Here is a 25,824-nt window from a genome sequence, read left to right as displayed (position 1 = left end):
TCATGAGAATGGCAAAACACAAGCTCTTAGCAGGATTATTATTGGGTGGGGTTGCTTATGCAGCATATCACGCCATGGATTTGGAACAACGTGAAGCCTTAAAGGATGCCGCTCGTGACCGGTACAACACCTTAAAGGATCGGGCCGTAGATTACGCCTTCTATGCCGCCGATGCTGTCGATGATTTCAAGGAAACCATTGATGACCATTTGGCTGGCAAGGACGACGCACCGGCTTGGCAAAGCGCTGCAGCGGATGAAACGAGTAACGATGCCGATGACGATATCGTTTTAAGTAGCAATGAAGTTGCTGACTTACCAGATGAGGAGGCAGCCGATTCAGCTAGTAGCGAAGCTGACCAGCCAGCGGCTGCTAGCGACGATTCAGCCAGTGACCAACCTGTTTAAGTAAATGTTGTTAATTGCCGCGATGAGAATCGCGGCTTTTTGTTGTTTAATCACCGTTCTTCCCACAGCAGCTAGCGTTCCTGCGTAAGCACCAAACTAGACAATTTAAATCAGTGGTAAATTTACCAAAAGAGAATATCGCTAAACAGCTATCAAATTGCTCTTGAATTTATATAGATACTTATCTATACTTTGATACATAGATAAGTATCTATATATTGAGGAGGGGAAATGTTGAACTATGCAGCGTATGCTCAAGTCATTAAGGCAATGGCTGATGAAAACCGACTTAAAATTATTGATTTATTATCTTGTGGGACAATGTGTGCCTGTGAGATTTTAAAAAATTTTGACTTTACGCAGCCAACACTTTCTCATCATATGAAAGTTCTCCAGACTGCCGGAATTGTCAGCGCTGTTAAGAAAGGGCGTTGGCAGTACTATACACTGCTGCCGGAATTTACAACTGAGTTTTCTGAGTTTATCAAGCAGTTGTTGCGGGACAGTCATGAGTGTGTGTGTCACAGTGATTCGAGTTGTTCTAGGCCTGACTAGACAAATTAGATTACCTAATTTATCTAGTTTTGATGGAATGGATTCAAAGTATAATTTGAAGGTTGTAGGTGGCGTTTTGTGCTAGTTATTTGGTCAAGCTTGATTTTTGTTGTGACACTAATATTGGTTATTTGGCAACCGCGGGGATTATCAATCGGGTGGTCTGCCACGGGTGGTGCTGTTTTAGCACTATTGTTTGGGGTTGTTTCATTCAAGGACGTTGGAACGGTTACTGGGATTGTCTGGAATGCCACATTGTCTTTCGTTGCAATCATTTTGATTTCATTAATTTTAGATCAGATTGGTTTCTTTGAGTGGGCTGCTTTACATATGGCGCGTTTGGCGCACGGCAAAGGGGTAACGATGTTTATTCTGATTGCTGTTTTGGGGGCTGTGGTGGCCGCACTGTTTGCTAACGACGGTGCAGCTTTGATTTTAACGCCAATTGTTCTATCGATGGTTCGGGCTTTGAAATTTGATGATCGAAAAATTTTCCCGTTTATCATCGCGAGTGGATTTATTGCGGATGCAACATCTTTGCCGCTGGTGGTAAGTAACCTAGTGAATATTGTATCGGCAGACTTTTTTGGACTATCATTCTCTGAGTATGCACTGCGAATGTGGTTACCTGATCTTTTTTCTTTAGGGGCAAGTATTCTGATCTTATATTTGTATTTCCGAAAGGCAATCCCAAAGGAGTTTGAAGGGCGGCACTTGCCAGAGCCACAAAGCGTGATTAAGGATTTACGGTTGTTCCATTTGTCATGGGTTGTGTTGGCTACCTTGCTAGTTGGCTACTTTCTAAGTAGTTTTCTGAAAACGCCAGTGTCGTTGATTGCGTTACCAATTGCTGCAATTTTCTTAGTCTTGGCGCAACGAAGTCCTCAGATTGATGCCAAGGCTGCCGTTAAGGGCGCCCCTTGGAATATTGTGGTATTTTCTATCGGAATGTACGTCGTGGTATATGGTCTTCAGAACGCCGGGTTAACCAGTATCTTAGCAAGTGCTATCCAACAGATGGCTCACTGGGGAAGGTTAGGCGCTACGTTAGGGATGGGATACTTGGCGGCCTTCCTTTCGTCCGTAATGAATAATATGCCAACAGTTATGATTAATGCGTTATCGATTCAAGACAGTAATACAGTCGGTCTCTTGCATAAGAGTTTAGTTCTGGCTAACGTGGTGGGCTCTGATTTAGGACCCAAGATTACACCGATTGGGTCGTTGGCAACGTTAGTTTGGCTACACGTGTTGGATCAGAAGGGAATAAAAATTAAATGGGGAACTTATTTTAAGATTGGAATCACGGTGACGTTACCGGTTCTGCTGGTTACGTTGTTAGGCCTATATCTCTCATTGTCTATTTTCCACTAGATTTTAAGATTGAAAGTCTCAAAGGTTAGCCAAACCTGACATAGCAACGATATTGGTAAAGAATTAGGCGGGCAAGAATTTGGCCATCAAATAGGGGCTAGAACAGTGAGAACCTGGCACTGGGTCTTAAAACTCACGAACTGTTATATTTGATCTGTTACTGAGCTAAAGAAAAATCGGGTCTGGGATAAAACGCCAGGCCCTTTTTAGCATCTTCGAACTTATATTGCTGAAACAATTCGGAGATGGACTCAAAAAAACTTCCTCTACAGAAAGATGTAGAGGAAGTCACGGTGTCAGTGGTTAGCCAACGTAAGTTAATTCTTTAGATGTGTGGGTGAACGGCAAGCTACCGTCTGCTGTTACGTGAATGCAATCTTCAATCCGGACACCGGCGACACCAGGAATGTAGATACCAGGTTCAATTGAAAAGCACATACCGGGTTCCAGTACCAAGTCGTTTCCAGCCATGATGGATGGGAATTCGTGATCACTCATTCCCATACCGTGACCAGTCCGATGAATGAAGTATTCACCGTAACCAGCTTTGGTGATGATATCACGGGCAATTTTGTCAACGTCTGCGGCGGTCATCCCGGGTTTTACCGCTGCTTGAGCGGTGACTTGGGCTTCCAAGCAAACGGCGTAGATTTCTTTTTCCTTGGCCGTTGGTGTACCTAGGGCTACCGTCCGGGAGGCATCGGAGATGTAACCATCGTAGACGGTTCCCAAGTCAAACAAAATGAGTTCGTTGTTCTCAAATTTCGTATCGTTGGTTGCCCCGTGGGGTTCAGCGGCGTGGGCACCGGCTTGGACCAAACTCCCGAAGGACATTTCCATGATGCCTTCCTTCATTAGAGCATATTGGAGTTCAGCAACGGCGGATTGTTCCGTCTTGCCAGCTTTAACGGCTGCAAAACCGTGTTCAAAAGCAAAGTCGTCCCATTTACCGGCAATTTCCAACTTCTTGATTTCATCGGCCGATTTGATTAACCGCGTGTGGTCAATGAAGCTGGTGATATCGAGGTCAAATTGTGGGTTCGTGAATTGAGCGGCCAGGGCTTCCATCCGGGCAACTTGCAGTTGGCCCTTTTCGAGGGCGATGTGGTCGGGATTCACGTGGCGAGCCTTAATCTGGTCCGCAATCATGGCCCAAGGATCTTCATGGTCTAAGTAACCGATAACGGGGAAGGCCCAACCGGTCTGTTTAATGACTTCAACTTCTAGGGCTGGTGCAAAGATAAATGGTTCTTGATCCGGGAAGATGACGAGTGCCAGGACCCGTTCAATCGGGTCACTCCCAAATCCAGTGAGGTACTGGATGGTCTTGGGATTGCTGAGATAGGTAAAGCTAGCGTGGTGTTCTGCTGTCCATTGCTGAATCTGTTCGAGTTTTGTCATTCAATCACCCCTTAAAATTATGAGTTAATTATAGCATATGAGATGGTCAGCCTTGAAAATTACGTGAAATTAAGGTATTCTTTGATATGAAAGCGTTTTCAGTTGTTGCGTGAAAGTCCAGCTTTCTGTATACTGGTCAAGTTGCTTGAAAACGAATGAAAACATATTAAAACAAGGAAGAAAGGGCTATCGCTATGGAAAAACAAACTGTAACAATTTATGATGTAGCGCGTGAAGCAGCGGTCTCAATGGCCACGGTTTCGCGAGTTGTCAATGGAAATCCCAACGTTAAGCCGGCGACGCGGAAGAAAGTTTTGGAAGTTATTGATCGGTTGGACTACCGACCAAACGCCGTTGCACGGGGGCTGGCTTCAAAGAAGACGACCACGGTTGGGGTAATCATTCCCGACGTGACAAACGCTTACTTCTCCTCACTCGCACGAGGAATTGATGACATCGCCATGATGTATAAATATAATATTATCTTGACTAACTCCGATGAAAACGGGGGTAAAGAGGTTCAAGTCTTGAACACCTTAATGGCCAAGCAGGTGGATGGTATCATCTTTATGGGGAACCAAGTGACCGATGAATTGCGGGAAGAATTCCGTCGTTCAAAGGCCCCAGTTGTGTTAGCTGGTTCCGTGGATGAGGAAAAGGTACAACCTAGCGTGAACATCGATTACGTTGCTGCGGTAGCTGAAGCTGTTAAAAACTTGATCGACCACGGGAATCAAAAAGTGGCCTTTGTTTCTGGTTCTATGGATCAGGCCATCAACCACGACTATCGGTTGAAGGGGTATAAGAAGGCGCTGAAGGATGCTGGTATTGCCTACGATGACAAGTTGGTCTTTGAGACTGATTACACGTATAAGGCGGGCCAATCTTTGGAACCAGCCTTATCCGCTGCTGGCGCTACGGCAGCGTTTGTCGGTGACGACGAATTAGCTGCGGGTGTGATGAACGGGTTAACCGACGCTGGGGTAAAAGTTCCAGAAGAATTTGAAGTCATCACAAGCAATGACACGAAGCTGACGGAATTAGTGCGGCCTAAGATGAGTTCCATTACGCAACCATTGTATGATATTGGTGCCGTAGCCATGCGTCTGTTAACGAAACTTATGAACAGTGAAGCGGTTGAAGAAAACACCGTTATTTTACCTTATGGGTTAATGAAGCGGAGTTCAACGAAGTAGCTGAATTTATGAAAAACGTTGTCGTGAAAGCGACAGCGTTTTTTTAAATGACCCAATAGTTTGACATGAAAGTCAGTTGAAAAAGTATAAATTTTCATGTGATTAAGGCGTGCTTAAACTTAATGGCGGGCGAGTATGATAAAATAATGGATAATCAATTTATGAAGAGGGAGGTGCTGAGTTTGGAAACACAGAGTCGAATGTCTCGTTACCATTCCGATGAGGAACCAGAGGCGCCTCAGCAATCAGCGCCCACCGAAAGCTATCAGCGAAGGCCAGGGCTGGCTCGGTGGCTGGCACTATTATTTGCTATCCTAACGATTACATTGGGACTACGGTTTACCGCTTTTAACGCTACGTACACGGCGGGAGTTGTTTCCCGGTCTTCAGTTGGTGAGAAAATTATTAATCGCTTAAACGATAATTTAGATAGTTACGGGGTGAGTGGCAGTCCAGTGACGACGAGTGTTGCAGAGCCCTTCATTGCTCAAGGGGTTGAACGCCTATACGGTCAAGCCGTGACCGCAATTGATACCACTGACCTGGCGACAGCCATTAAAACGCAGGCTGCTCAGACTGGTGTCACGGCGAGCGATAAGTTTATTAATCGGGTCAGTCAAGATGCCCAAAAGCAAACCAAATCGACCTTAAATGCTAGCGCGATGATGGCTGCGATGACCAAAGTCCAGTTAGCTCGGCGTGTGAACTACTGGTTAATGTTAGCGAGCGCATTGCTGGCGGTTGTGACGTTGATCTACGCAGTTGGCATGCATCATTTTCTTGGGAGTTTGGGTCCTGGATTGACCCTGGGTGGTTTTCTGGCAGGGGTGGTCAGTATCGGTGGCTTCTTCTTTGCTCCGTTTGCGATTACCTCGACCAGTGGCTTAGCTACAACCCTCATGACGACGGTCGCTCGTAGTGGTCTTAGCGTGGTCATTTTCATTGGCGTTACTGAGGTCGTTTTAGGCCTATTAGTCATGCTGGGGCATCGCACATTCCGACGTGAATAGTTAGGTTGCACATATAATAGGAAATAACCGTTAAAAAGTTCACCCCTTGAGCAGTTAGTTAAGGGGTGAATTTTTTTGTGTTTACGAATATTTTTGGTATTTATTGATTGACCCTCGCGCTCGCTGGTAATATTATATGAATCAAGGGTTTAATGAGTAAACGTAAATTTGATAGATTTAGTCGGCTATTTGGTAATGTTTAGAGACTAACTTGGTTGCACAAATGACATTTAGTTGCACTCGGGGATTAAGGTATTAAAATGCCAAGTTGAGGAACATAAACCGTTGATCCGAAATTAGGAAATGTTTAGGGGACTGGCTAGCCCGCTTTTGAGAGGAGCAAATCAACGATGCAAGAGAAACGGCACTTTAAAATGTACAAGGATGGCAAGCACTGGGTCTTTGCAGCTATCACAGTGGCAACAATTGGCTTAGGGACACTTGCCGGGCAGGATGCCTTAGCTCATGCCGACACGACATCGGCTGGTGCAACTAGTGGTCAAACAACAGCTGAGTCTTCAGAAAATGATAGTCAACAACAAACATTAAAAACCACAATAGCGTCCGAGTCAGCAACTAGTGATCAGGATCAATCTGATTCTAAAGTTACCGGTGAGACTAGCACCGACAATGGGACTCAGGTTAGTTCAGATACCCATGATCAGTCGAAGACAGAGGCGTCTGGGGAACAGGCTAATAGTGTTGGTACTGGGGCTAACGGTGAGTCAGTAACTGGTGATAATCAGCTCACTGATGGGACAGGTTCCGGTAACGGTGTAACTAACGGTTCTGATGCTGAAACGTCGGATAATGCCGCTTTAGACCAGTCATCAACCGGACACACTGGAACGTCTGCTAATGATGGCATCACCGGAGTAGATACAGGAAATGGTGCGGGGACTGATGATAAGCGAACCGGAGACGGTGCACAGATCAATGATGTACCTGGCGAGGCGGCTTTGACGAAAGTAATGGCCGTCAAGGCGGCCATTATGCCGACCGACTATACGGACAACAATTTTCAATTCACCATCAATGATGATGGTACCGCCACACTGACCAGCCTTGTGAATGTCAATGATTCAGCCACATTGGTGGTTCCCACGACTGTTAGTCGTACTGAGAATAACGTGACGACCAACTATGCTGTAACGGCAATTGGTAGTGGAGCCTTTGCGGCTGGCGGTGGAAAAATGGCTAACGTCACCAAAATCGTGATTGGTGACGGCATTAAGACCATTGGTGACAACGCTTTTGCATACAATCAGGATCTTCAAGTGGTGGACTTAAGCGAAAATCATTCGTTGGAAACGATTGGCTTTCAAGCCTTTGTTGACACGGGGCTAACAGCACTTACATTGCCGGCCACTGTCACAAGTATTGGTGGCAATGCATTTCTAGGTACTAAAATTGCTAGTCTGACATTGCCTGCCAGCTTAACCAGTATTGGTGAAGGTGCATTCATGTACGTTCCGTTGACAACATTAGACTTAAGTGCCGCAACCAATCTTCAAAGCATTGGTAAACAGGCTTTCTTTAGCAGTCAACTGACTGGCTTGACGCTCCCCGACAGCGTGACAAGTATTGGGGATCAGGCGTTTGAGTATAACAACAACCTAACCAACGTTAAATTGCCTGCCAATCTCACCTCAATTGGGGCGAGTGCCTTCGCCAAGGACGAAAAATTAACGACCGTAGATTTCTCAGCGGCAACGCAATTGGATACGATTGGAGTTGGGGCATTCGCTGGTGCTAATTTGACGACCTTAACGTTGCCCAGTGCTGCGGTAATTGGTGCTGGGGCGTTCGCCGGGAATCAAGCCTTAACGACGGTGACCTTCGGAAATGGTGTCCAATCTATTGGTGACTCGGCCTTCTCCGGATACACTGCTCCCGACGGTTCCTACGTGGTGGGTAATGACACAGCCTTAACGACAGTTACACTGGGGAGTAACGTGACTTCCATTGGCGATAGTACTTTTGCTGGTGCGGCCGCTTTGGCTTCGCTGACCATTCCTAGTGATAGCCATTTGACGACAATCGGGAATAATGGATTTTATGCGTCCGGCTTAACGGCTGTTCAGCTTCCAGCTAATCTGACATCAATTGGTGATGGGGCTTTTGAGTCTAACCTCAGCTTGGCCGACGTAATCTTTGCGGGGGGCGAGGCTGACGCTGATTTGACGATCGGTGCAAATGCCTTTGCCTATGACGGCCATCTCATTACGTTGAATTTGCCAGCGAATCTGCTGGTTATCGGCAGTGGTGCCTTCACTGCCGATAACTTGAAGGATGCCGATGGGAACACGGTTGGTGGCCTGACGACTGTGACATTTGCTGAGGGCAGCCGGTTGACCACTGTGAGCAACAATGCCTTTATTTATGATTCCGTTCTAAACGACATTACATTGCCGGATACGGTCACAACGATTGGTAACCAAGCCTTCTTAGCTAATTCGGCATTGACAAGCTTTGTCTTGCCGGCCAGTCTTCAGAGCATTGGGGCCAATGCCTTCACCTACGATGATGCACTCACAACGGTTGATACCAGCAAAGCCGCGAATCTGACGACGATTGGCAACGGGGCGTTTGAATATTCTGGGGTCGAAAGCTCTGGTCAAACGGACGCAGATGGTAATCCGCTCTTTGTTCTGCCTGATGGTGTTACGTCCATTGGCAACTATGCCTTTGCCGGGAGCCACCTAGAGAACGTTGTGTTAAACAAGGGCTTAACATCAATTGGCGAGGGAGCCTTTACCTATAATGAATTGAGTGGCAGCTTGGACCTTCCAAGTACGGTCACCTCAGTTGACGCCAAGGCCTTCTATGGGAACCAACTCAACGGCGTAACGGTCCCCGCTGGCGCCACGGTTGGAACGGATGCTTTCAGCTACAACCGAATCACGCAATTGCACACGGGTGTGGGTGATAGTTCGCTGGCAATGAACCAGTACGCCGCTTATTTCGGCAATTCGAGTAGCGTGACGATCGACACCTTGTTCGACACCCAGGTGGGTCGTTTGACGAACAAGGACTTGGTGGTGACGTCATTGACTAACGGTGTCACGTATAATCCCGCTCTCGGGACATTTAATATTCCAGATCAAACGGCTAATTTCCGGTTCGACTGGTCCTTAACGGATGATCTGGGTGTGACTTACGCCGGGGCCTACCAAGTCGTTCTGAACGATCCGAAAATTAAAGTGGTGGATGGTCAGGCTTGGTACAAGGATAACTGGACACCGGAATCAAACTTTGTGAGCGCAGAATTGCAAGATGGTACTAGTTTGAAGTACAGTGATTTAACGGTCACGGTCAAGACCGCTGCTGGTGAGCCTATTGATGCCGACCTAGTTACGCAAGCACCAGGTGTTTACCAGGTTACCTACATGTATCAGGGTGACACGAAGAATGCCCAGACGATTACATTGACGGTTTCCAAGCGTAAGGGAACGTATACCTTAACTGGGAATCAAGAGGTGATCTACAATGGTGAGACACCAACGTTGAAGGCTAGCAATTATCAAATTACCATGTCCGACGGATTTGTCTACACCTTGAAGGATGGCGACTTAGAGTTAGTGCCAACGAATGATACGAATGCCAATAATCTTCTGGATTCCGTAGGGGCAACGGCAATGAGTAGCGTCCCTAACGTTGGCATCTATCAAGTAGTGCTCGACCCAGACGCCATTGCGCGGGTTCAAAGTGAAGCAGATGCGGCCGACCTCTTTGATTGGACGGAGAAAGATTCAAATGCAACACTGAGTATTGTTCCAGCCAACTTTACGGTAACTATGAATGATGACGGAGCGACCAAGGTGGCCGGAACTGCTGACCCTGTGCCAACCTTTACGATCACCGACGACAGCGATGCGACCGGAACGCCATTGGCCGACTTCCCGTTGACCGTGTCATATACACGGGTGGCTGGTGAAAAGGTCGGGACGTATGCTTACACGTTGTCAGTTCCTGCCAGTGCTAATTACAACGTCACCTACGTGCCGGCTAGTCTGACAATTACGCCAGCTGAAGTGACCTTGACTGGGAAGGACGGCACGATCACAGTGGGCGATGCCACACCAACGGCCAGTGTCTTTGGGGCGACCGCTACTGATGAGAACGCGCTGGCCGTATCAGCTAATCAGATTGCGGTGGACTTGCAGGGAGCAGATTTGACCGTTCCTGGGACCTATCCCGTCAAGTTAAGCTTTGGGGGGCAAACGATTACCGTAAACCTGACCGTTAAGCCAGCTTCAACCGGTGGTAACGGGAATGGTAATGGGGGTTCCGGCGACAATGGTTCGGGGACAGTTGATCCCACTGATCCCGTAGATCCCACTGACCCAGTGGACCCAATTAAGCCGGACGACAAGGATAAAGAACACGTCGTTAGTGATCAGGACGTGCGGTACCCTAGTTCAGCGATTAAGCCAACCCAAAAAGTACAAAAGTCGATTGACCAGTACTTGCAGGTTCACGATGGTGGCTCAGCAGCTATGATTACGCGAGGTACCAGTAACGCCAATCCTGCTACTGGTACCACCGGTGGTATCATGACCGGCGGCGCAGGTGCTACCGTTACTGTTAAAGCGGGTGGGTTCGCAACGGCTCAGTCCCAACCAACTGCTGACAATCAGGCGACGACAACCTTACCGCAGACGAATGAAGAACGGACGCCTTGGTGGTCCGTTCTCGGATTAGCGTTGGGGAGCTTGAGCCTTGCTGGTTGGCGGAAACGTCGGCACAACTAAATTGATGGTTAAAATCAATTGCTCATTAAAATCTTAAGAAGTCACGAAAGGACTCAGCCATGTTTTGGTTATGGACGAGTCCTTTTTGAGTTGGGTAAATGATGGCTGAGAATGTAAGGGCGATGAAAACGAAGAAAATTAGGATTTAGGCGAAAAGATTAGCAAAAAAACGTTTTCAGGATAAACAAATTACCCCAAATAACTTCTCAATCCGGTCCAATTTGTACGAGGTGTGCAATCCGCTAAAGAGGTGCTATTTATTCATTGAATTTTCATTTAAAGTCCCCAGGATATTGCTATTGCTTGATTTGTCCTGTTATTTCACCTGCGAATATGCTATAGTAGCAGTTAATAAATAAGAGAAAAGTAAACGGGGTGTGCTAAATGAATCGAATTTTGAAACAAGTGACAGTTTCTGGGTTAACGTTACTATTACTAGGTGGTATCGTGACTCCCAGTGTTGCCAGTGCCGATACGACTAGCTCGGCGCCTACAACCACCAGCACGAAGGATGCTACCAGCGCGGATCTTAAAGTGAGTGGCTTTGAAATGCCTTACGTCAGTCTGCGAGCTAGTAATGGCAAAGAAACACGAGTTTATCGGTATCCCAAGTTACCAGCTACTTTATCGGTGCAGAAGCTGCAGCAGGCTGATTATCGTGAGTGGGTTATCGCACAATACCCGAATGACAAAGACCTTGCTGGAATTGCTAACAGTGGTGGCCAGATTGAAGATGCCGCTGCTGAAAGATTCGCGGGAAAACAGAATTCAAGCCAAAGTATCATCGACTATATGTCAGAAATTAGTGGTACTAAGGTTCATGCAGAATTAGTGGCTGCGAACAGTGCAATGATGGCTTGGATTATTGGTGCAGGAACTAAGTTTGAGGATGGAAAACTTACCCAGTCCGATGTTCAGAAAAGCTTTAAAGCAGAAGTGACACCTTTGGTTGAAGCCAGCCTAAAAATTGATTCGAATGATCGCTTAAAAGCACAGTTTGAAAATTATCAGGATCTGGTTAATGTGAAGAGTGCCGATGATTTTGCCACAAAAATGACGCAGGCGACTGACATAGCAGTCGAAAGCTTGTTTGGGCCTCAGGTTTCTCGTGACCGCCTTGCAAAAATTAATGCCGATGGGACTTACAAGGCTATGCTGGCGGCGTATAATGCACCGATGAGTACGGCTTTTTTGAAACAGGCAGATGGGACATACGTCTTAGGTCAGTCTGTTACACAAATTGGTGGAGCGGGTATTGCAATTTTTGTTGAAGGGGTAGATCAGGAAACTACGACACCGACCGACCCAACGCCAGCCAAGAGTCAACCCGTTACCGTCCATTTCGTTGATGTTGATGGTCATCAGATTGCGGCAGACAAGACCTTAACTGGAAAGCTTGGCGATTCTTATCATGCCGAAGCCCAGGATGTTTCCGGGTATAAGTTAAGTAAGATGCCAGCGAACGCAACTGGCAAGTTTACCGGTTCCGCTCAGTCAGTGACGTACACTTATGATGCCGTTGTTCAGAGCGGTTCTGCGGGAGCAACGATTGCCCCTAAGGGAACGGTAATCTACGCGACGAAGAAAATCGGTTTGTACAAGCAAGCAACGTTTACTAAGCAGGCCCGCCAGCAATGGTACCAGCGGAAATCACGGATGAACCGACCAATGTTTGTTGTGACGGGTTACGCCAAGTCTAAGAACGGCGTTAAGCGTTACAAGGTCAGAGACGTTAACCACCACAGTAAGACGGTCGGCAAGACGGGTTATGTCACGGCTAACGCCAAGTACACGGTACCGGTCTACTACGCAACTAAGCACAATCAGATCACGGTCATTAATCCTAAGGGCATCAATGCTTATAGTAAGAAGACGTTGACCGGTAAGCAGACACACTACCGGCAAGGACAGGTTTTGAAGGTCAAGAAGATTGTGTCGCATAACCTGACGACCCGCTTTGTCCTGAGCAATGGGCGTTACATTACGGCTAACAAACAGCTGGTTCAGGCTGGTAAGCGGACGATGCCTAAGCGAGTTACGGTCAAGCGCGGCATCAACCGCTATCAGACGGCGAACCTCACCAAGCGCAATCATCACTATAGTGCTGGAACGGTCCTGAAGGTTAAGGGCTGGACGGATTCCAACGCCAATAACTTCAGCAAGGGCGATAGTCTACGCTACCAAGTTAGTGGGGGATATATTACGGCCAATCAGCGCTTTGTTCGGTCAACTAAATAATCGTTTAGAAGATTCAGCTGTGGCTGAATCTTTTTTTTATAACCAATTTTGAATAGACCGATGGGTGTTAGGTTATGCATGACAAAGACTAATCCGGTTATCACCTGATTACGACAACACTGCTGACGTGTGGTGGTAATAGTTAGTCGGATTTCCAAACGAATAATAGTGCAAGAATCGCTCTATACCAGTATTTAATAATGAAAACGATTACCAAATTTTGTTCATTATATGATATACTGCTACTAGATGAAGATGATAAAAGTAAACGGGGTGAGCTAAATGAACCGCACAACCAAACGACTAACAGTTTCAGGATTAACGTTGTTGTTATTAGGGGGGCTCGTTAGCCCAGTGACTGCCAATGCCGAGACGACTAACTCGGGCTTGCCAGTTACACAGGGAACGACGATCCGCACAGGGCAGACGTATTCGGTGGGATCAATGGAGATGCCGTACACGTTGATGGGGAGTAAGACGGGGAACGTCAAAGTTTATTGGTTCCCCAAGCTACCAACGACCTTGAATGCTGACCAGCTTGAAAATCAAACGTATTTACACGAGTTGGCCGCTCTGTATCCAGATACACCTGGCCTTGAAGATGTTCTTAATAGCTATCGACAAGCTCTTCAAGATATCAACCTACTGTCAGGGGAATCGTTGATCGATTTTGAGTTTAGACAGGCGGAGGAATCTGGTGATATTCCCGATGGTATGAGCAAGGAAAGCTATCTTGAATCGATGGGAAACGCTGCCTATGTAACTGCATGGTTGCTCAGTGAATCTGGCAAATACACGACAAAACAAATTACGCGGGAGGAGCTACAACAAAGTTATGAGGACAATCTTAGACCACGTTTAGCCAAGCTGCCGGGTGGTGACGAACAAATTGTCACCTTTGACAGAATATTCGCTTTGGATAGCTCGCAGGATTCGGCATTTGATGCGATGTTTAAGGCCTTTTACCAAGGTGGCCGGACCAATGCTTACTTGAACGATGTACCTGAAGCAGACGTGTTAAAAATCGATCCAGCCGCCACCGAACGGCAAACGCTTGCTCGGGCAAAGCAACCAATGACGGATTTCTTAAAGAAGCAAGCGGATGGAACGTATCAACTTGATGGGGGATTCTTCACAAACTTTGCTACGTACAGTTCCTGGTTTGAAGAGGTAGTCACGCCACCGACAACTGAGAAACCAACACCAGCTAAGAGTCAGCCCGTTACCGTCCATTACGTTGACACTGATGGTAAGTCAATTGCGGCTGATAAGATTTTGACGGGTGAGCTCGGAGCTGAATACAAGTCTGAGGCGCAAACAATTTCGGGCTATAAGCTGACCAAGGCACCAGCAAATGCGACTGGTAAATTTACCAGTTCAGCTCAGTCAGTGACTTATACTTATGATGCTGTGATTCAGACGGGCTCGGCGGGGGCCACTGCTGTGCCAAAGGGGACCGTTATTTACGCTACTAAGAAGATTGGTCTCTACAAACAAGCCACTTTTACCAATAAAGCGCGCAAGCAGTGGTATCACCAAAAGTCGCGGACAAATCGGCCGATGTTTGTGGTGACGGGTTACGCGAAGTCTAAAAACGGGGTTAAGCGATACCGGGTGAAGGATGTCAACCATCACAGCAAGACTGCTGGAAAGACCGGTTACGTGACGGCTAACGCGACCTACACGGTGCCCGTCTACTACGCAAGCAAGCACCAGACAGTTACGGTGATCAATCCCAAGGGTATCAACGCTTACAGTAAGAAGACGTTAACAGGTAAGCGGGCCCACTACAAGCAAGGTCAGGTGCTGAAGGTCAAGCGGATTGTTTCCCATAACCTGACAAACCGATTTGTCCTCAGCAATGGCCGCTACATTACTGCGAACAAGCAATTGGTTCAGTCAGGGAAGCAACAGCGAGCAAAGAGCGTTCGTGTTCGGCGGGGAATCAACCGGTATCAAACGGCTAATTTCACTAAGAAAAATGGGCACTACCGACGTGGCACGGTTCTGAAGGTTAAGGGTTGGATGTATTCCAATGCCAATAACTTTAGCAAGGGCGATACGCTTCGTTACCAGGTTAGCGGCGGTTACGTGACGGCGAATGGCACCTACGTTCGCAGCATTCGGTGAGTAACTTAAGACATGAAAATAGGGACCAAGTCAGTAAACGTTCTATACTAAAGTGAACGTGATTGGCTGGTCCTTTTTGATAGGCTGGGGATGACGGGGAAAGTTTGAAAATCGTTGTCAAGCCAAGAATAGTAGGGTGTTATCGACTTGAAATTGGTCCTACCCACCGCGTTCCGGTCCAAATTTGGCGCATGGTAAGACGGCAATTTCCCACTATGTCTGACTAAACACCAAATAGCCAATCCTTGTTGTGTCAGGCATAGTGGGTGTTTAACCGTTAGCTGGACACCAAAAGCGCTACGCAACTGATTCTAATCAGTTGCGTAGCGCTTCGGTGTAGGTTTACATCAGAATCTTAGAGAGGAAGTCTTTAGCCCGATCCGTTTGGGGATTGCTGAAGAATTCGTCTGGAGTGTTGTTTTCTTGAATGTAGCCATCGGCCATGAACCAGACGCGGTCGGCCACGGATTTGGCAAAGCCCATTTCGTGGGTAACCACAACCATCGTCATGCCCTGGTTGGCTAATTCTTGCATAACGTTCAACACTTCGCCGACCATTTCAGGGTCCAAGGCAGAAGTGGGTTCGTCAAACAGCATCACCTTTGGGTCCATTGCTAGTGCCCGGGCAATGGCAACCCGTTGTGCTTGCCCACCAGATAAGCTGCTAGGGAAGGCGTCGGCGTGATCATCCAGGTTAACTTGGTCGAGCAGTTCGTGGGCCCGTTTGGTGGCCGCTGCATCGTCCATGCCTTTGACTTTCATGGGTGCCAGCTTGATGTTTTCTAAGACAGTCATGTTAGGGAAGAGGTTGAATCCTTGGAAGACCATTCCCATTTGTTCCCGTAATTCATTGACTTTTTTGGTATCGAGGGTGGTCAAATTCTGGCCATCGAAATCAACTTCACCACTGTTGGGCGTTTCTAACAGGTTGAGGCAGCGAAGGAAGGTTGACTTCCCACCACCGGAAGGACCAATGACAACGATGACTTGGCCAGGATTTACTTGTTCCGTAATGTCTTTCAACACGTCATTTTTGCCAAAGCTTTTGGCGAGGTTCTTAACCTCAATAATTGGTTTAGTCATGCTGCATTCTCCTTTCGAAGTAGTTTAAGATCCGGGACGCCGTGAACGTCAGAACAAAGTAGAGGACCATGATGACGGCGATTGGAGCAACCCCCCGGTAAGTGTCAGACCGGACAATGTTGCTTTGGAAAATCAATTCGGAGACCCCGATGATGGAAACGATGGAACTATCCTTGATCAAGGTAATAAATTCGTTTCCTAATGAAGGCCAGATGTTCTTCAAGGCTTGTGGTAAGACTACGAAACGCATAGTAGCACCACTGGACATCCCTAGGCTCCGTGCGGCTTCTGTTTGACCATCATCTACGGAGTTGATCCCACCACGAATGTATTCAGCCACGTAAGCACCAGAGTTTAGTGAAATGGCAATGATCCCGGATGTCAAGGCCGGTAAGTTTACAATGAGGCCTAAGCCGAAGTAGACGAACATGACTTGAACCATCATAGGTGTCCCCCGGATGAATTCAACGTAAGCTGTTGCTAACCAACGGAGACCCGTCCGAACAACGCCGCCCTGACCCATCCGTGCTAGGGCTAAGATGACCCCAAGGATAAATCCAAAGAAGACGGAGCAGACCGTGATGATCAAGGTGTATTCAATCCCAGTCAGGAAGGCCTTCCAGTAGTGGAGCATGCTGGTGTTGACGGTGTTGGTCTTCAAGTACTTCCCAGCAGCGGGGAGGTAATTCTTGTTAACCAGGTTCTGGTTCTTAATCTGGTCAACGGACTTGTTAGCCTTGGCAACCAGAGCGTCAGATCCCTTAGCAAAGGCAACGGAAGCACTAGTATCGGAAGCACTTAAATCAAATTTACTTGGAATAGCGGCCAGTTCCTTGTTGTTAGCCACGTAGGCTTGAGCTGAAGGCTTTTCCATGGCTACCCCTTGAATCTTGTGGCTTTGCAAAGCCAGAATCAAGTCGGAAACGGAGGTCATGCCTTTGACAGTCGTACCTGACGTTTGCTTCTTGGATTCATTATACATAGTCGAACCGGTTTGAGCACCAATAGTCTTACCGACGAAGGAATCCTTGTCTTTATAGATACCTTTGTCGGATTTATTGATGACAATGCTGTAGCCACCTTGGTAGTAGGTGTGGGTAAAATCAACATTCTTCTTCCGAGCGGGAGTTGGGTTCATTCCGGAGATGACCATGTCAACCTTACCGGTTTGCAAGGCAACCAGGAGGGAGTCAAAGGACATGGATTTAACCACGAGCTTCACGCCCATATCCTTGGCAATTTTCTTCCCAACGGCTACGTCCATGCCGACGATTTTCGACTTGCCGTGAACGGTAGCTTGGAATTCATACGGTGGGTAGTCAGGGGAAGTTCCCATGACCAACGTCCCCTTTTTCTCGACCTTCGTCAGCGAGTTATCCGTGGCGGCATTGGCTGTCGTTGAAGACAGCGTGGTGAAGCCAGTCACGATTGTTAAGACGAGGGCGAGCAATAAGATTAGTTTCTTTTTCATATATAATTGCTCCTCTTCATTTGTTGATGTATTGAGTATAGTGGCTTTCGTGTATTTATGCAAGATTTATTTTAAATAATTAGTTTTTATACATAAGATATCCGAATAAACATGGGTAAATGCCTGATTCTAGAGCGAATGTCATAAAACTTATACATTTTGAAGTGAATTTCAAAAAGCCGAGTTATTTAATTGAATGAATTGAAAGTAAGTGCTAACATAAACAGTGTCTGTTTTATACGGATATCTAAAAAATTTTAGAAAAGAGGAGTTACGATGTCAGGACATTCAAAATGGCATAACATCCAGGGCCGGAAAAATGCTCAGGATGCAAAACGTGGAAAAATCTTCCAAAAAATCTCACGTGATTTGTACCAAGCTGCAAAAGCAGGTGGTCCTGATCCCGACGGTAACCCTCAACTTCGTTTGGAAATGGACAAGGCGCGGGCAGCTAACATGCCTAAGGAAAACATCAAGCGGGCTTTAGACAAAGCTTCTGGTGTTGGTGGCGCCAAGTTCGAAGAAATCACCTACGAAGGCTACGGTCCAGCCGGGACAGCAATCATGGTTGCTGCCTTAACGGATAACAAGAACCGGACGGCTGCGGCTGTTCGTTCTGCCTTCACGCACCACGGTGGCGCACTCGGTGCAGCAGGTTCCGTTTCATACATGTTCGACCGTAAGGGTTACATTGTTATCTTACGTGACGGCTTGGATACGGATGAAGATACGATGTTGATGGATGCTTTGGACGCCGGGGCGGATGACATGGAAACCACGGATGATGAGTTCAAGATCTACACGGATCCTTCGAGTGAAATCGCTGTTCGTGATGCCCTTCAAGAAAAAGGGTATTCACTGGACACCGCTGAAGTTCGGATGTTCCCACAAAACACGACTGAAGTTCCAGAAGCCAAGGCTTCTCAATACCAAGGTTTAATTGAAGAATTGGAAGACAACGATGACGTTTCTGATGTCTACGAAGCTGCCGTTTTACCTGACGGTGTGGAATAGGTTTATCGAAAACTTTTCGTTAGCAAACCCGTTACTAGGATTGACCTGGTAACGGGTTTTGTTATATCTCCAGCGAAAATGAGCCTTGCAATCTAAAAATGGAAGGCGTAAACTGCAAAGCTATGGTAGGGCTTTGTGGCCCCGCGTTTTTTTTGATTAAAAGCAACATGCCATATACTAATTTATTATATTTTCTGAAAAACGTTGGGTGCCATGCAGTCTAATACAACATGCCATATACTTTTGAGGGGTGTTATGAATTTGAAAAAATTAAGGAAGAACGGAGTTGCTGGGTGGGTGTTAGCCGCCAGCCTGGTGCTGCCAGTTATCTGTGCGAGTCTACTCATTCGGTCCTTCTGGGACCCATTTGGGCAAACTGCCAAGCTGCCAGTGGCCGTGGTTAATTTGGATCAGCCAGTTAATTATCAGGGAAAACGACTGGCTGTGGGGGACAATGTCGTGAGCCAGTTAAAGCAAAATCATGAACTGGGCTGGCGTTTTCTATCTGCGAGTGAAGCGGCGGCGGGAATGAAACGGAACCGATACTACACGGTCATAACGATTCCTAAGAACTTTTCCCAACATGCCAAGACGGTGACGGATGCACAGCCCCAGCCCATGAAGCTGTCGTATGCGACGAATGATTCGCTGAACTATATTGGTGGCATTATCAGTCAAACTGGTGCTACTCAATTGAACCAGGCCGTACGCCAAGCTGTGACGAAGGCGTACGCATTGAGCATGTTTCAGCAGATCAAGCACAGTGGTCAGGGCTTTCAACGGGCAGCAACGGGGGCTACGCAGTTAAAGAATGGGACCGTGACGTTATCTGATGGCTTAAATGCTTATACCACTGGGGTTCACAACTTGAACAAAGGGGTGCTTCAGCTGTCAACAAAAGTTCAGACGCTGCCGGTTGGTGTACAGCGTCTCACAACTGGGGCTGGGAAATTGACGACTGGGTTGGACCAGCTCCACGCGAAGACGCAACCGTTAGCAACTGGTGTTTTACGACTGGATACCGGGTCTAAGCGTTTGACAACGGGTGCTGCTAAGGTTGCTGATGGTGCAGAGCAACTGACCACGAAGACAGGGCGTTTGGCACCTGGTGTTCGGCAGCTAGCTGTGGGAGCACGCCGAGTGAATAATGGGATGCACCAACTAGAAACGAAGGTAAGTCCCTTGGCACCAGGTATTTCACGACTGGATAACGGTTCCCAACAAGTAACAACCGGATTGCAGCAACTAAATGCCAAGAGTGGTGCTCTTGCGTCCGGCGTCGTGCAGCTACAAGATGGTAGTCAGCTCTTAGCCATGAGTACAGTTAAGTATACGAATGGGGTTTACCAGTTGAATACTGGTCTTCAGGCGTTGAATACCAAATCTCAAACTTTAACCCAAGCAATTGAGCGGTTAGCTGTGGGTTCTGATGATTTGAATAAGAGCGTTCAGGGCGGACAAAAAGGTATAACAGATCTGTCTAAGGGTGTTCAAGCTTTAGCTAGCGGTTCAGCAACTGGCCAGCAGAAGTTTATTGCTGTGACTGCCAACGCGACGTCCGTATTGACGCAGGACCTGGCAGCCCTGGAACAAGCAATTACTTCTGACAGCACGACTGCAAGCGATTCTTTACAAGCCGTCCAGAACAACGTTGCTCAGTTACGACGTCAGGCGGGTGGTACTGATTCAACGGGAACTGGCAATGCCACCTCCCAGGCAGCGGCAAACCTGACGCAGGCAGTGGCTAATTTGGACGATTCGCATGCAAGTGATGCTGGACTGTCGCAGAGCCAGATTGATGCTAAGGTGACGGCTGTTGCGGCTAAGACTAAAATGACCGCAGAACAGCAGGCGGCGATGAAGTCAGCACTGGCAAATGCTGGTACGTCGCGAAGTAGCACTGACTCGTCGGCCAAACAGGCAGTGACTGTGGCTGCTCAAAAGTTGGTGGCTGCTAGTGATCAACGGTCAACTGCACCAACTGTAATGACTCAGCGAGCCATGGCTAAGCTTCAAAGTCAGCTAGTAGCGCTTGATGACTCGTCCGCCAATTCTTCAGCGGCTACGATTGCTTTGAAGAAGTTAAAGGCGGATGTACAAACGATACAGGGTGGATTCAGCGAATTGGGACAAGCGCTAGCGTTACAGAGTGCCGCGCTGAGTGGGTTAAATACGAAGGTGAATACATCTGATAAGAGTCTGGCGAGTCAATATGCGGCTTTAATTAGTGGCTCCCAAAAATTGGCTGCTGGGTTAGATCAGGTTAAACAACAGACGCCGGATCTAACGGCTGGTGTTGGCCAACTTGCGCAGGGGAGTCGTCAGCTGAAAGATAAAAGTCTAGCATTGACAGCGGGCACTTCTAAATTGGTGGCAGGAACGGCTGAAATGGCTCAAGGGATGCCGACCCTCACGACTGGTGTTGGGAAATTACTAAATGGCTCACAACAGCTGACAACGGGCCTCCAGCAGGTAAATGGTCAAATGCCCGTCCTCCAAGGTGGCATAACGAGCTTGGCGAATGGTTCGTTACAAGTGGCCGATGGCTTAACCACGTTAAATGCCCAGTTGCCAGCACTGACCAATGGGTTGCAACGACTTACTACGGGAGCCGGTAGTGTTGTCAATGGTGCGGGTCAATTGCAAGGCGGCCTGGATCGGTTAAACGGTCAAGTTCCTCTGCTGGTCGCTGGTGTCTCGCAATTAACTGCAGGTGGTCATCAGCTTAGTAATGGACTGACCACCTTGAATGGTCAGACGCCTGCTCTGGTCAAAGGGATTGGTCGACTGGCTACTGGTTCGCAAAAGCTGGATCAGAATTCAGATAAATTGGTTGCCGGGGCGAAGAAAGTCTCTGATGGCAATGGAACTTTGGCCCAATCATTACAAGGGGGTGCCGATAAAATCAGTGCTCAGCCACTGACAAGTCGAATGGCAGAAATGTTTGCAGCACCTTCGGACTTGGATCATCAGCGTTTTAGTTATGTGCCGAACTTTGGTCATGCAATTGCGCCCTTTGTGGTAGCGATGATGACGTTCTTAGGACTGACCGTGTTAGTAGTATTCTTTGATATTTGCCAACGGTTACGCACGCCAAGACAACTCTTGAACCTGACTGGCTGGGTCGTCCTCCAAGGTCTGTTGACCAGTGGTCTGCTCGGAGTGATGCTTCATGCTGTTCATCCGCTTGCTTTCATGGGTTGGACGACGCTCTTTGCCGTGACGGTGTTGAGTGTTGAATTAGCGTTGCGGGTGTACCTCGGACGGTTAGCAGTGTTCGTGGTCGGTGGACTCTTCTTCCTGCAGCTTTGTGTGGCCAATGGCATCTTTCCTAGTCAAACGGTGAGAACATTATATGCACCACTGGCTAAATTCTTGCCAGTAACTTACGCGAACCTCGGCCTGTCGCAAGCACTGAGTGGAATGGGAATCAGCACGACCGTTTTAACAATGGGGCTAAGTGCAGCATGTGTGATCTTAGTTCTGAGTGTGGGCGCAATTAGCCTACGATTTGTGCGTCAGTTTGATAAGCAGCAATCAGAAACATTAGATAATTAGTAGTAGTGACGAAGAGGTTCAGAAATTTCTGAACCTTTTTTGCTGAAATTAAAAATAAATGGCTGGCTTTTACGGAGTTAACTTAAAAGGGGCAGGAGAGTGAGCGTGTGATAAAACGGGTGATTGATGAAATGCTAGCAGCGGCAGTTGCGGTGCGAGCCTCCGATATATATGTGTTACCGCAAGCAACAGGGTATTTGATACGATTGCGCTATGCACAAACGGTTCAGTTGTGGCGTGAGGTTAGTCGAACGATTGGAGAACAACTTATTTCTTATCTCAAGTTTCAGGCCAATATGGCAATTAGTGACCAACGGCGACCTCAGGTGGGTGCCCTGAATTGGACGGGAAAAGGTGGGGACTTGGAACTAAGATTTTCAACGGTGGGGGACTATGCGGCCCGTGAGTCGTTGGTGATACGGATAATCTACCCCTATTTTTCTGGGAACATGGCTTTTCTGGATGCCCGTCAGCCAACCAGGTTGATCCAATTAGCACAGCAACGGGGATTGATGGTTTTTGCTGGGCCAACTGGTTCCGGTAAGACGACCACGATGTATTTGACAGCCCGCGAACTAGAGCAGACTGCTATGATATTGACCATTGAAGATCCGGTGGAGATTCGGGAGACTAGTTTTGTTCAGCTACAGGTTAACGTTGCTGCAGGGATGACCTACCCCGAACTTTTAAAAGTGGGATTACGCCATCGACCGGACGTGTTTATTATTGGTGAGATTCGAGATGCAGAGACGGCTCAGACAGCGGTGCGCGCGGCGTTGAGTGGCCACTTAGTGCTTAGTACAGTACACGCGCGCAGCGCTGGTGGCGTGCTGACTCGGCTGGCAGAACTTGGTGTGTCACTGAATCAGTTACAGCAAGTCTTGACGATGACGAGCTATCAGCGGCTAGTTCCCAGAATAACTGGCGGGCCAGCAGTCTTATTAGACATTGTCACCGGACGAGAACTGCAAAAAAAGCAGCGGTTAGAATTTTCTGAAAGGTGGTGGGAAGCTCTTGAGATGGCGCGGATTAACGGCGAAGTTTCACAAGAAGTGGCTCGGCAACTCCGCTACGGTTAAGTGGCCATTAGCTAGTCAGCTGCAATTTTGCCAGTTACTAGCTGATCAATTGGCGAGTGGGTTTTCTCTGCGCCAGGCGATCGCTTTCAGTCGAGAGGTAAAGGCTGACCTACCTGAAAGTGTGGCTCAAGTAGCCACTGAACTGGCGGAAGGGACTAATTTTGTGGCCAGTTTAGCGCCGTATTTACAGCCTAACGTGTTCTATCAGCTACGGTTAACCGCGACGTATGGTGAGCTTGGTCCGGCACTAAATCAGGCGGCTACGCTCCTAAGGTTGATGGCTACTCAGAAGAAACGCCTGCACCAATTGCTTTTCTACCCGTTTGCACTTCTGCTGGGGATGTTGGGATTATTTGTCACGCTTCAGGTGGGAATTCTACCACAGCTCCAGCAAGAGATTGCCCCACAGCGGACGACAACCTTTGCTGCGGGTCAGTACCTGATATTGATGAGCGTCATCGGTTTCGTGTGCTTTGGAGTGACGAGTTATCGTTGGTGGCGTCAACAATCCCGATTGACTTTGGCTAGCTGGTATCTGCGGTTACCCTTGATAGGACGACTTTGTCGGGCGTACTATGCGTATTATTTGGCGGCTAGTTTGAGTCAGTTAGTGAACAGCGGCCTGAGCGTTAAGCAAATGATTACTGTCCTCATTCAGTTACCAGAGCAAGCGTTGTTGCATCAGCTGGCTGTGACTTTGTCTAGTCAATTAGGTGCCGGTCAGTCGCCAGTTGGTTGGTTGCGGCAACAGGCTTACGTGCCGAACCAACTCGTTATTTTGCTCCAGAAGGGGAGCACCAATGATCAGTTGGCTAGGGAACTTCAGCTCTACAGTGATTTACGTTATCGAGAGCTGGTTCAAGCCAGTGAGCAGACGTTGGCTCTCGTGCAACCAATCTTATTAACGGTGGTTGCATTAATGATTGTCGGGGCGTATTTGAGCTTGTTGCTTCCCATGTATACAAATTTGCAGGGGGTTATGTAGTGCAGAGGAGAAGGGGATTTACCTTGGTTGAAATGACAATTGTGCTATTCATTATTTCGCTACTGATTTTGATTATCCTGCCAAATCTAAGTGGTCAGCGACATCGAGCGCAACGAATTCATAAAAGTGCGATGGAGACGGTGGTTCAAGGACAAGTCACGGCCTATCTAGACGACCATGCTGGGGCAGTCAGCGTGAGCTATGCTGATTTGGAACGGGACCACTACCTGACGCCGGCTCAAGTCAAACAAGCGGAACAAGAAAAGATTCCGCCACGTGGTTGAGCGCCGGGGGTTCACGCTATATGAAATGTTGCTGGTATTGGCAGTCGTCACCAGTTTGACTACCCTAGTGGGTTTCCAGAGTAATCGGCGAACCAACATGGCTGCTGAACAAGCCTTTTGGCCAGCGTGGCAACGAATTTGGCAAGCTGGCCGTCAACAGGCTATTCAACTAAAGCAGCCGTTGCGTTTGTCAATTGAACAGAAGACTGGGACTACGACGCTGCGAGAGAGTCGTTCTGGAAGAGTGCTGAACCGATTGCGGCCCCCGACGACGTTGAAATGGCGTGGCGGGGAGTCTAGTTGGCAACTGTTGCCGCACCATGGCACCGCACCGCGATTGGTGGAGTGGTACAGCACCACGTATCGTTGCTGGTGGTATCAAACAGTACAGTTGGGAGGAAACCTCATTCATGTGGAATCAGCACAGCAACGACGATCATCAGGGCTTTCTCCTGCCTGACGCCTTAATCGCGTTAGCCGTCGTCGCCTTGACGGTGGGACTGGTTACACAAACCGTTCTGGTCGTGCAGCGGCAAACGCACGCACGTGAAGAACGTTTGCTTCGAGCTCGTCTTCGGCATGATCAGGCGTTACTAAAATGGGCGCAAGAATGAAGTGTCATCAAGGTTTTAGCCTATTTGAAGCAATTTTGGCCTTGGCAATTGCTGCAGGAATGTTCGTCGTGGCTAATGGAATTGATCGCATTCTTTTAAGGCCTGTTCGACAGGATTCATTGGCTTGGTTTCAAGCAGTTACGGTGTTGGAACAACCACACCGGTACCGGATTCGGCGAGTGTTACCCACTGAACTGCAGCTGTGGGATACCCAAAGTACGCCGAGCAACAAAGCAATCTCAATCTGGCGAGACAATCATAATATCTTACGGTTAACTAATGAACAGAAACAGGGGTATGATCCACTGTTGAAACGGGTGACGGAGGTTAAGTGGACTGAGGTTGATCGGCGCGGGCTAGTTCGGTTGACTCTCAAACAGGAGGGATTACCATGGCACAGCACCATCCTCGATTTACGCGGCAGCAGGGATTCTTAACCTTGTGGGCTCTGTTCCTTTTAACCGGGGTCAGCCTGCTATTGACCGTGGTGATAGTTGCCACAGCTGCACAACGACAAGCGACTAATGCCTTGATTGCGCGTTACGATCAGGCGACTGAAACCATTCGGCGCCAGAATACTTATCATGTGAAAAAAACCACAGATAAGTCCGCCCGTAATCGCGCTAAATAAGGATTAGCCGCAAAGATTGCTTGAATAAGTTCGCAAAAAT

Annotated in this window: 20 protein-coding genes; 17 read left to right on the top strand and 3 right to left on the bottom strand. The window is 47.9% G+C overall.

From position 1 onward, the window contains the following. The first annotated feature begins 8 nt into the window (after positions 1-8). From AB3Y94_RS03935 to AB3Y94_RS03925, 3 genes are all read left to right on the top strand, one after another. Positions 9-407 (top strand): hypothetical protein, encoded by a 399-nt coding sequence (locus tag AB3Y94_RS03935; RefSeq protein ID WP_125681767.1) that lies wholly within the window; start codon positions 9-11, stop codon positions 405-407. A 234-nt stretch (positions 408-641) separates the two neighbouring features. Beyond that, positions 642-962: a helix-turn-helix transcriptional regulator gene (locus AB3Y94_RS03930; protein ID WP_125681765.1), complete on the top strand. Its 321-nt coding sequence runs from the start codon at positions 642-644 to the stop codon at positions 960-962. A 78-nt stretch (positions 963-1,040) separates the two neighbouring features. Further along, a complete protein-coding gene (locus AB3Y94_RS03925) occupies positions 1,041-2,336 on the top strand; it encodes an arsenic transporter (protein ID WP_125681763.1) in 1,296 nt (431 codons plus the stop codon). A gap of 303 nt (positions 2,337-2,639) precedes the next feature. Here the strand turns inward: AB3Y94_RS03925 and AB3Y94_RS03920 are convergent, their stop codons facing one another. Beyond that, positions 2,640-3,737, bottom strand: a complete 1,098-nt coding sequence (locus AB3Y94_RS03920) for an aminopeptidase P family protein (protein WP_125681762.1) — start codon at positions 3,735-3,737, stop codon at positions 2,640-2,642. A 194-nt stretch (positions 3,738-3,931) separates the two neighbouring features. Between AB3Y94_RS03920 and ccpA the strand changes: the two genes are divergently transcribed. The 5 genes from ccpA (at position 3,932) to AB3Y94_RS03895 (ending at position 15,065) form a co-directional block, all read left to right on the top strand. Next, on the top strand, positions 3,932-4,933 hold the full coding sequence (gene ccpA / locus AB3Y94_RS03915) for a catabolite control protein A (RefSeq protein ID WP_125681759.1): 1,002 nt from the start codon (positions 3,932-3,934) through the stop codon (positions 4,931-4,933). A gap of 146 nt (positions 4,934-5,079) precedes the next feature. After that, a complete protein-coding gene (locus tag AB3Y94_RS03910) occupies positions 5,080-5,943 on the top strand; it encodes a hypothetical protein (protein ID WP_367295122.1) in 864 nt (287 codons plus the stop codon). A gap of 350 nt (positions 5,944-6,293) precedes the next feature. Beyond that, on the top strand, positions 6,294-10,697 hold the full coding sequence (locus AB3Y94_RS03905) for a leucine-rich repeat protein (protein ID WP_367295121.1): 4,404 nt from the start codon (positions 6,294-6,296) through the stop codon (positions 10,695-10,697). A 384-nt stretch (positions 10,698-11,081) separates the two neighbouring features. Next, on the top strand, positions 11,082-12,935 hold the full coding sequence (locus tag AB3Y94_RS03900; RefSeq protein ID WP_125681754.1) for a DUF5776 domain-containing protein: 1,854 nt from the start codon (positions 11,082-11,084) through the stop codon (positions 12,933-12,935). 282 nt (positions 12,936-13,217) lie between these two features. Further along, on the top strand, positions 13,218-15,065 hold the full coding sequence (locus tag AB3Y94_RS03895) for a DUF5776 domain-containing protein (protein WP_125681752.1): 1,848 nt from the start codon (positions 13,218-13,220) through the stop codon (positions 15,063-15,065). Between the two features lie 342 nt (positions 15,066-15,407). Here the strand turns inward: AB3Y94_RS03895 and AB3Y94_RS03890 are convergent, their stop codons facing one another. After that, on the bottom strand, positions 15,408-16,148 hold the full coding sequence (locus AB3Y94_RS03890) for an amino acid ABC transporter ATP-binding protein (protein ID WP_125681750.1): 741 nt from the start codon (positions 16,146-16,148) through the stop codon (positions 15,408-15,410). After that, positions 16,141-17,619 (bottom strand): ABC transporter substrate-binding protein/permease, encoded by a 1,479-nt coding sequence (locus AB3Y94_RS03885; protein ID WP_125681748.1) that lies wholly within the window; start codon positions 17,617-17,619, stop codon positions 16,141-16,143. Before AB3Y94_RS03885 ends, AB3Y94_RS03890 begins: the two co-directional genes overlap by 8 nt. A gap of 276 nt (positions 17,620-17,895) precedes the next feature. Here AB3Y94_RS03885 and AB3Y94_RS03880 point away from each other — a divergent pair, with 276 nt between their 5' ends. The 9 genes from AB3Y94_RS03880 to AB3Y94_RS03840 all read left to right on the top strand — a co-directional run bounded on the left by AB3Y94_RS03880 (position 17,896) and on the right by AB3Y94_RS03840 (position 25,784). Further along, positions 17,896-18,633, top strand: a complete 738-nt coding sequence (locus AB3Y94_RS03880; protein ID WP_125681746.1) for a YebC/PmpR family DNA-binding transcriptional regulator — start codon at positions 17,896-17,898, stop codon at positions 18,631-18,633. A gap of 261 nt (positions 18,634-18,894) precedes the next feature. After that, on the top strand, positions 18,895-22,191 hold the full coding sequence (locus AB3Y94_RS03875) for a YhgE/Pip family protein (RefSeq protein ID WP_164506422.1): 3,297 nt from the start codon (positions 18,895-18,897) through the stop codon (positions 22,189-22,191). Positions 22,192-22,298: 107 nt separating this feature from the next. Further along, positions 22,299-23,270, top strand: coding sequence for a competence type IV pilus ATPase ComGA (gene comGA / locus AB3Y94_RS03870; RefSeq protein WP_125681742.1), 972 nt, complete (start codon positions 22,299-22,301; stop codon positions 23,268-23,270). Continuing rightward, a complete protein-coding gene (locus AB3Y94_RS03865; RefSeq protein ID WP_125681740.1) occupies positions 23,206-24,255 on the top strand; it encodes a type II secretion system F family protein in 1,050 nt (349 codons plus the stop codon). The genes comGA and AB3Y94_RS03865 overlap by 65 nt, the downstream gene beginning before the upstream one ends. Beyond that, positions 24,255-24,539 carry a prepilin-type N-terminal cleavage/methylation domain-containing protein gene (locus AB3Y94_RS03860; RefSeq protein ID WP_191988556.1) on the top strand — a complete coding sequence of 95 codons (285 nt, stop codon included), beginning with the start codon at positions 24,255-24,257 and terminating at the stop codon, positions 24,537-24,539. Before AB3Y94_RS03865 ends, AB3Y94_RS03860 begins: the two co-directional genes overlap by 1 nt. Then, positions 24,532-24,999, top strand: a complete 468-nt coding sequence (locus tag AB3Y94_RS03855) for a Tfp pilus assembly protein FimT/FimU (RefSeq protein ID WP_367295120.1) — start codon at positions 24,532-24,534, stop codon at positions 24,997-24,999. The genes AB3Y94_RS03860 and AB3Y94_RS03855 overlap by 8 nt, the downstream gene beginning before the upstream one ends. Further along, entirely contained in the window at positions 24,950-25,153 is a 204-nt protein-coding gene (locus tag AB3Y94_RS03850; protein ID WP_125681738.1) for a hypothetical protein, read from the top strand. The genes AB3Y94_RS03855 and AB3Y94_RS03850 overlap by 50 nt, the downstream gene beginning before the upstream one ends. Further along, a complete protein-coding gene (locus AB3Y94_RS03845; protein ID WP_125681736.1) occupies positions 25,150-25,590 on the top strand; it encodes a competence protein ComGF in 441 nt (146 codons plus the stop codon). The genes AB3Y94_RS03850 and AB3Y94_RS03845 overlap by 4 nt, the downstream gene beginning before the upstream one ends. Next, the gene (locus AB3Y94_RS03840; RefSeq protein WP_125681734.1) at positions 25,545-25,784 is read left to right on the top strand and encodes a hypothetical protein; all 240 of its coding nucleotides are present in this window, start codon (positions 25,545-25,547) and stop codon (positions 25,782-25,784) included. Before AB3Y94_RS03845 ends, AB3Y94_RS03840 begins: the two co-directional genes overlap by 46 nt. Positions 25,785-25,824: the final 40 nt, after the last annotated feature.

The organism is Levilactobacillus yonginensis, from assembly GCF_964065165.1.
GTDB lineage: Bacteria > Bacillota > Bacilli > Lactobacillales > Lactobacillaceae > Levilactobacillus > Levilactobacillus yonginensis_A.
This window is presented reverse-complemented; position numbering and strand designations above follow the sequence as displayed.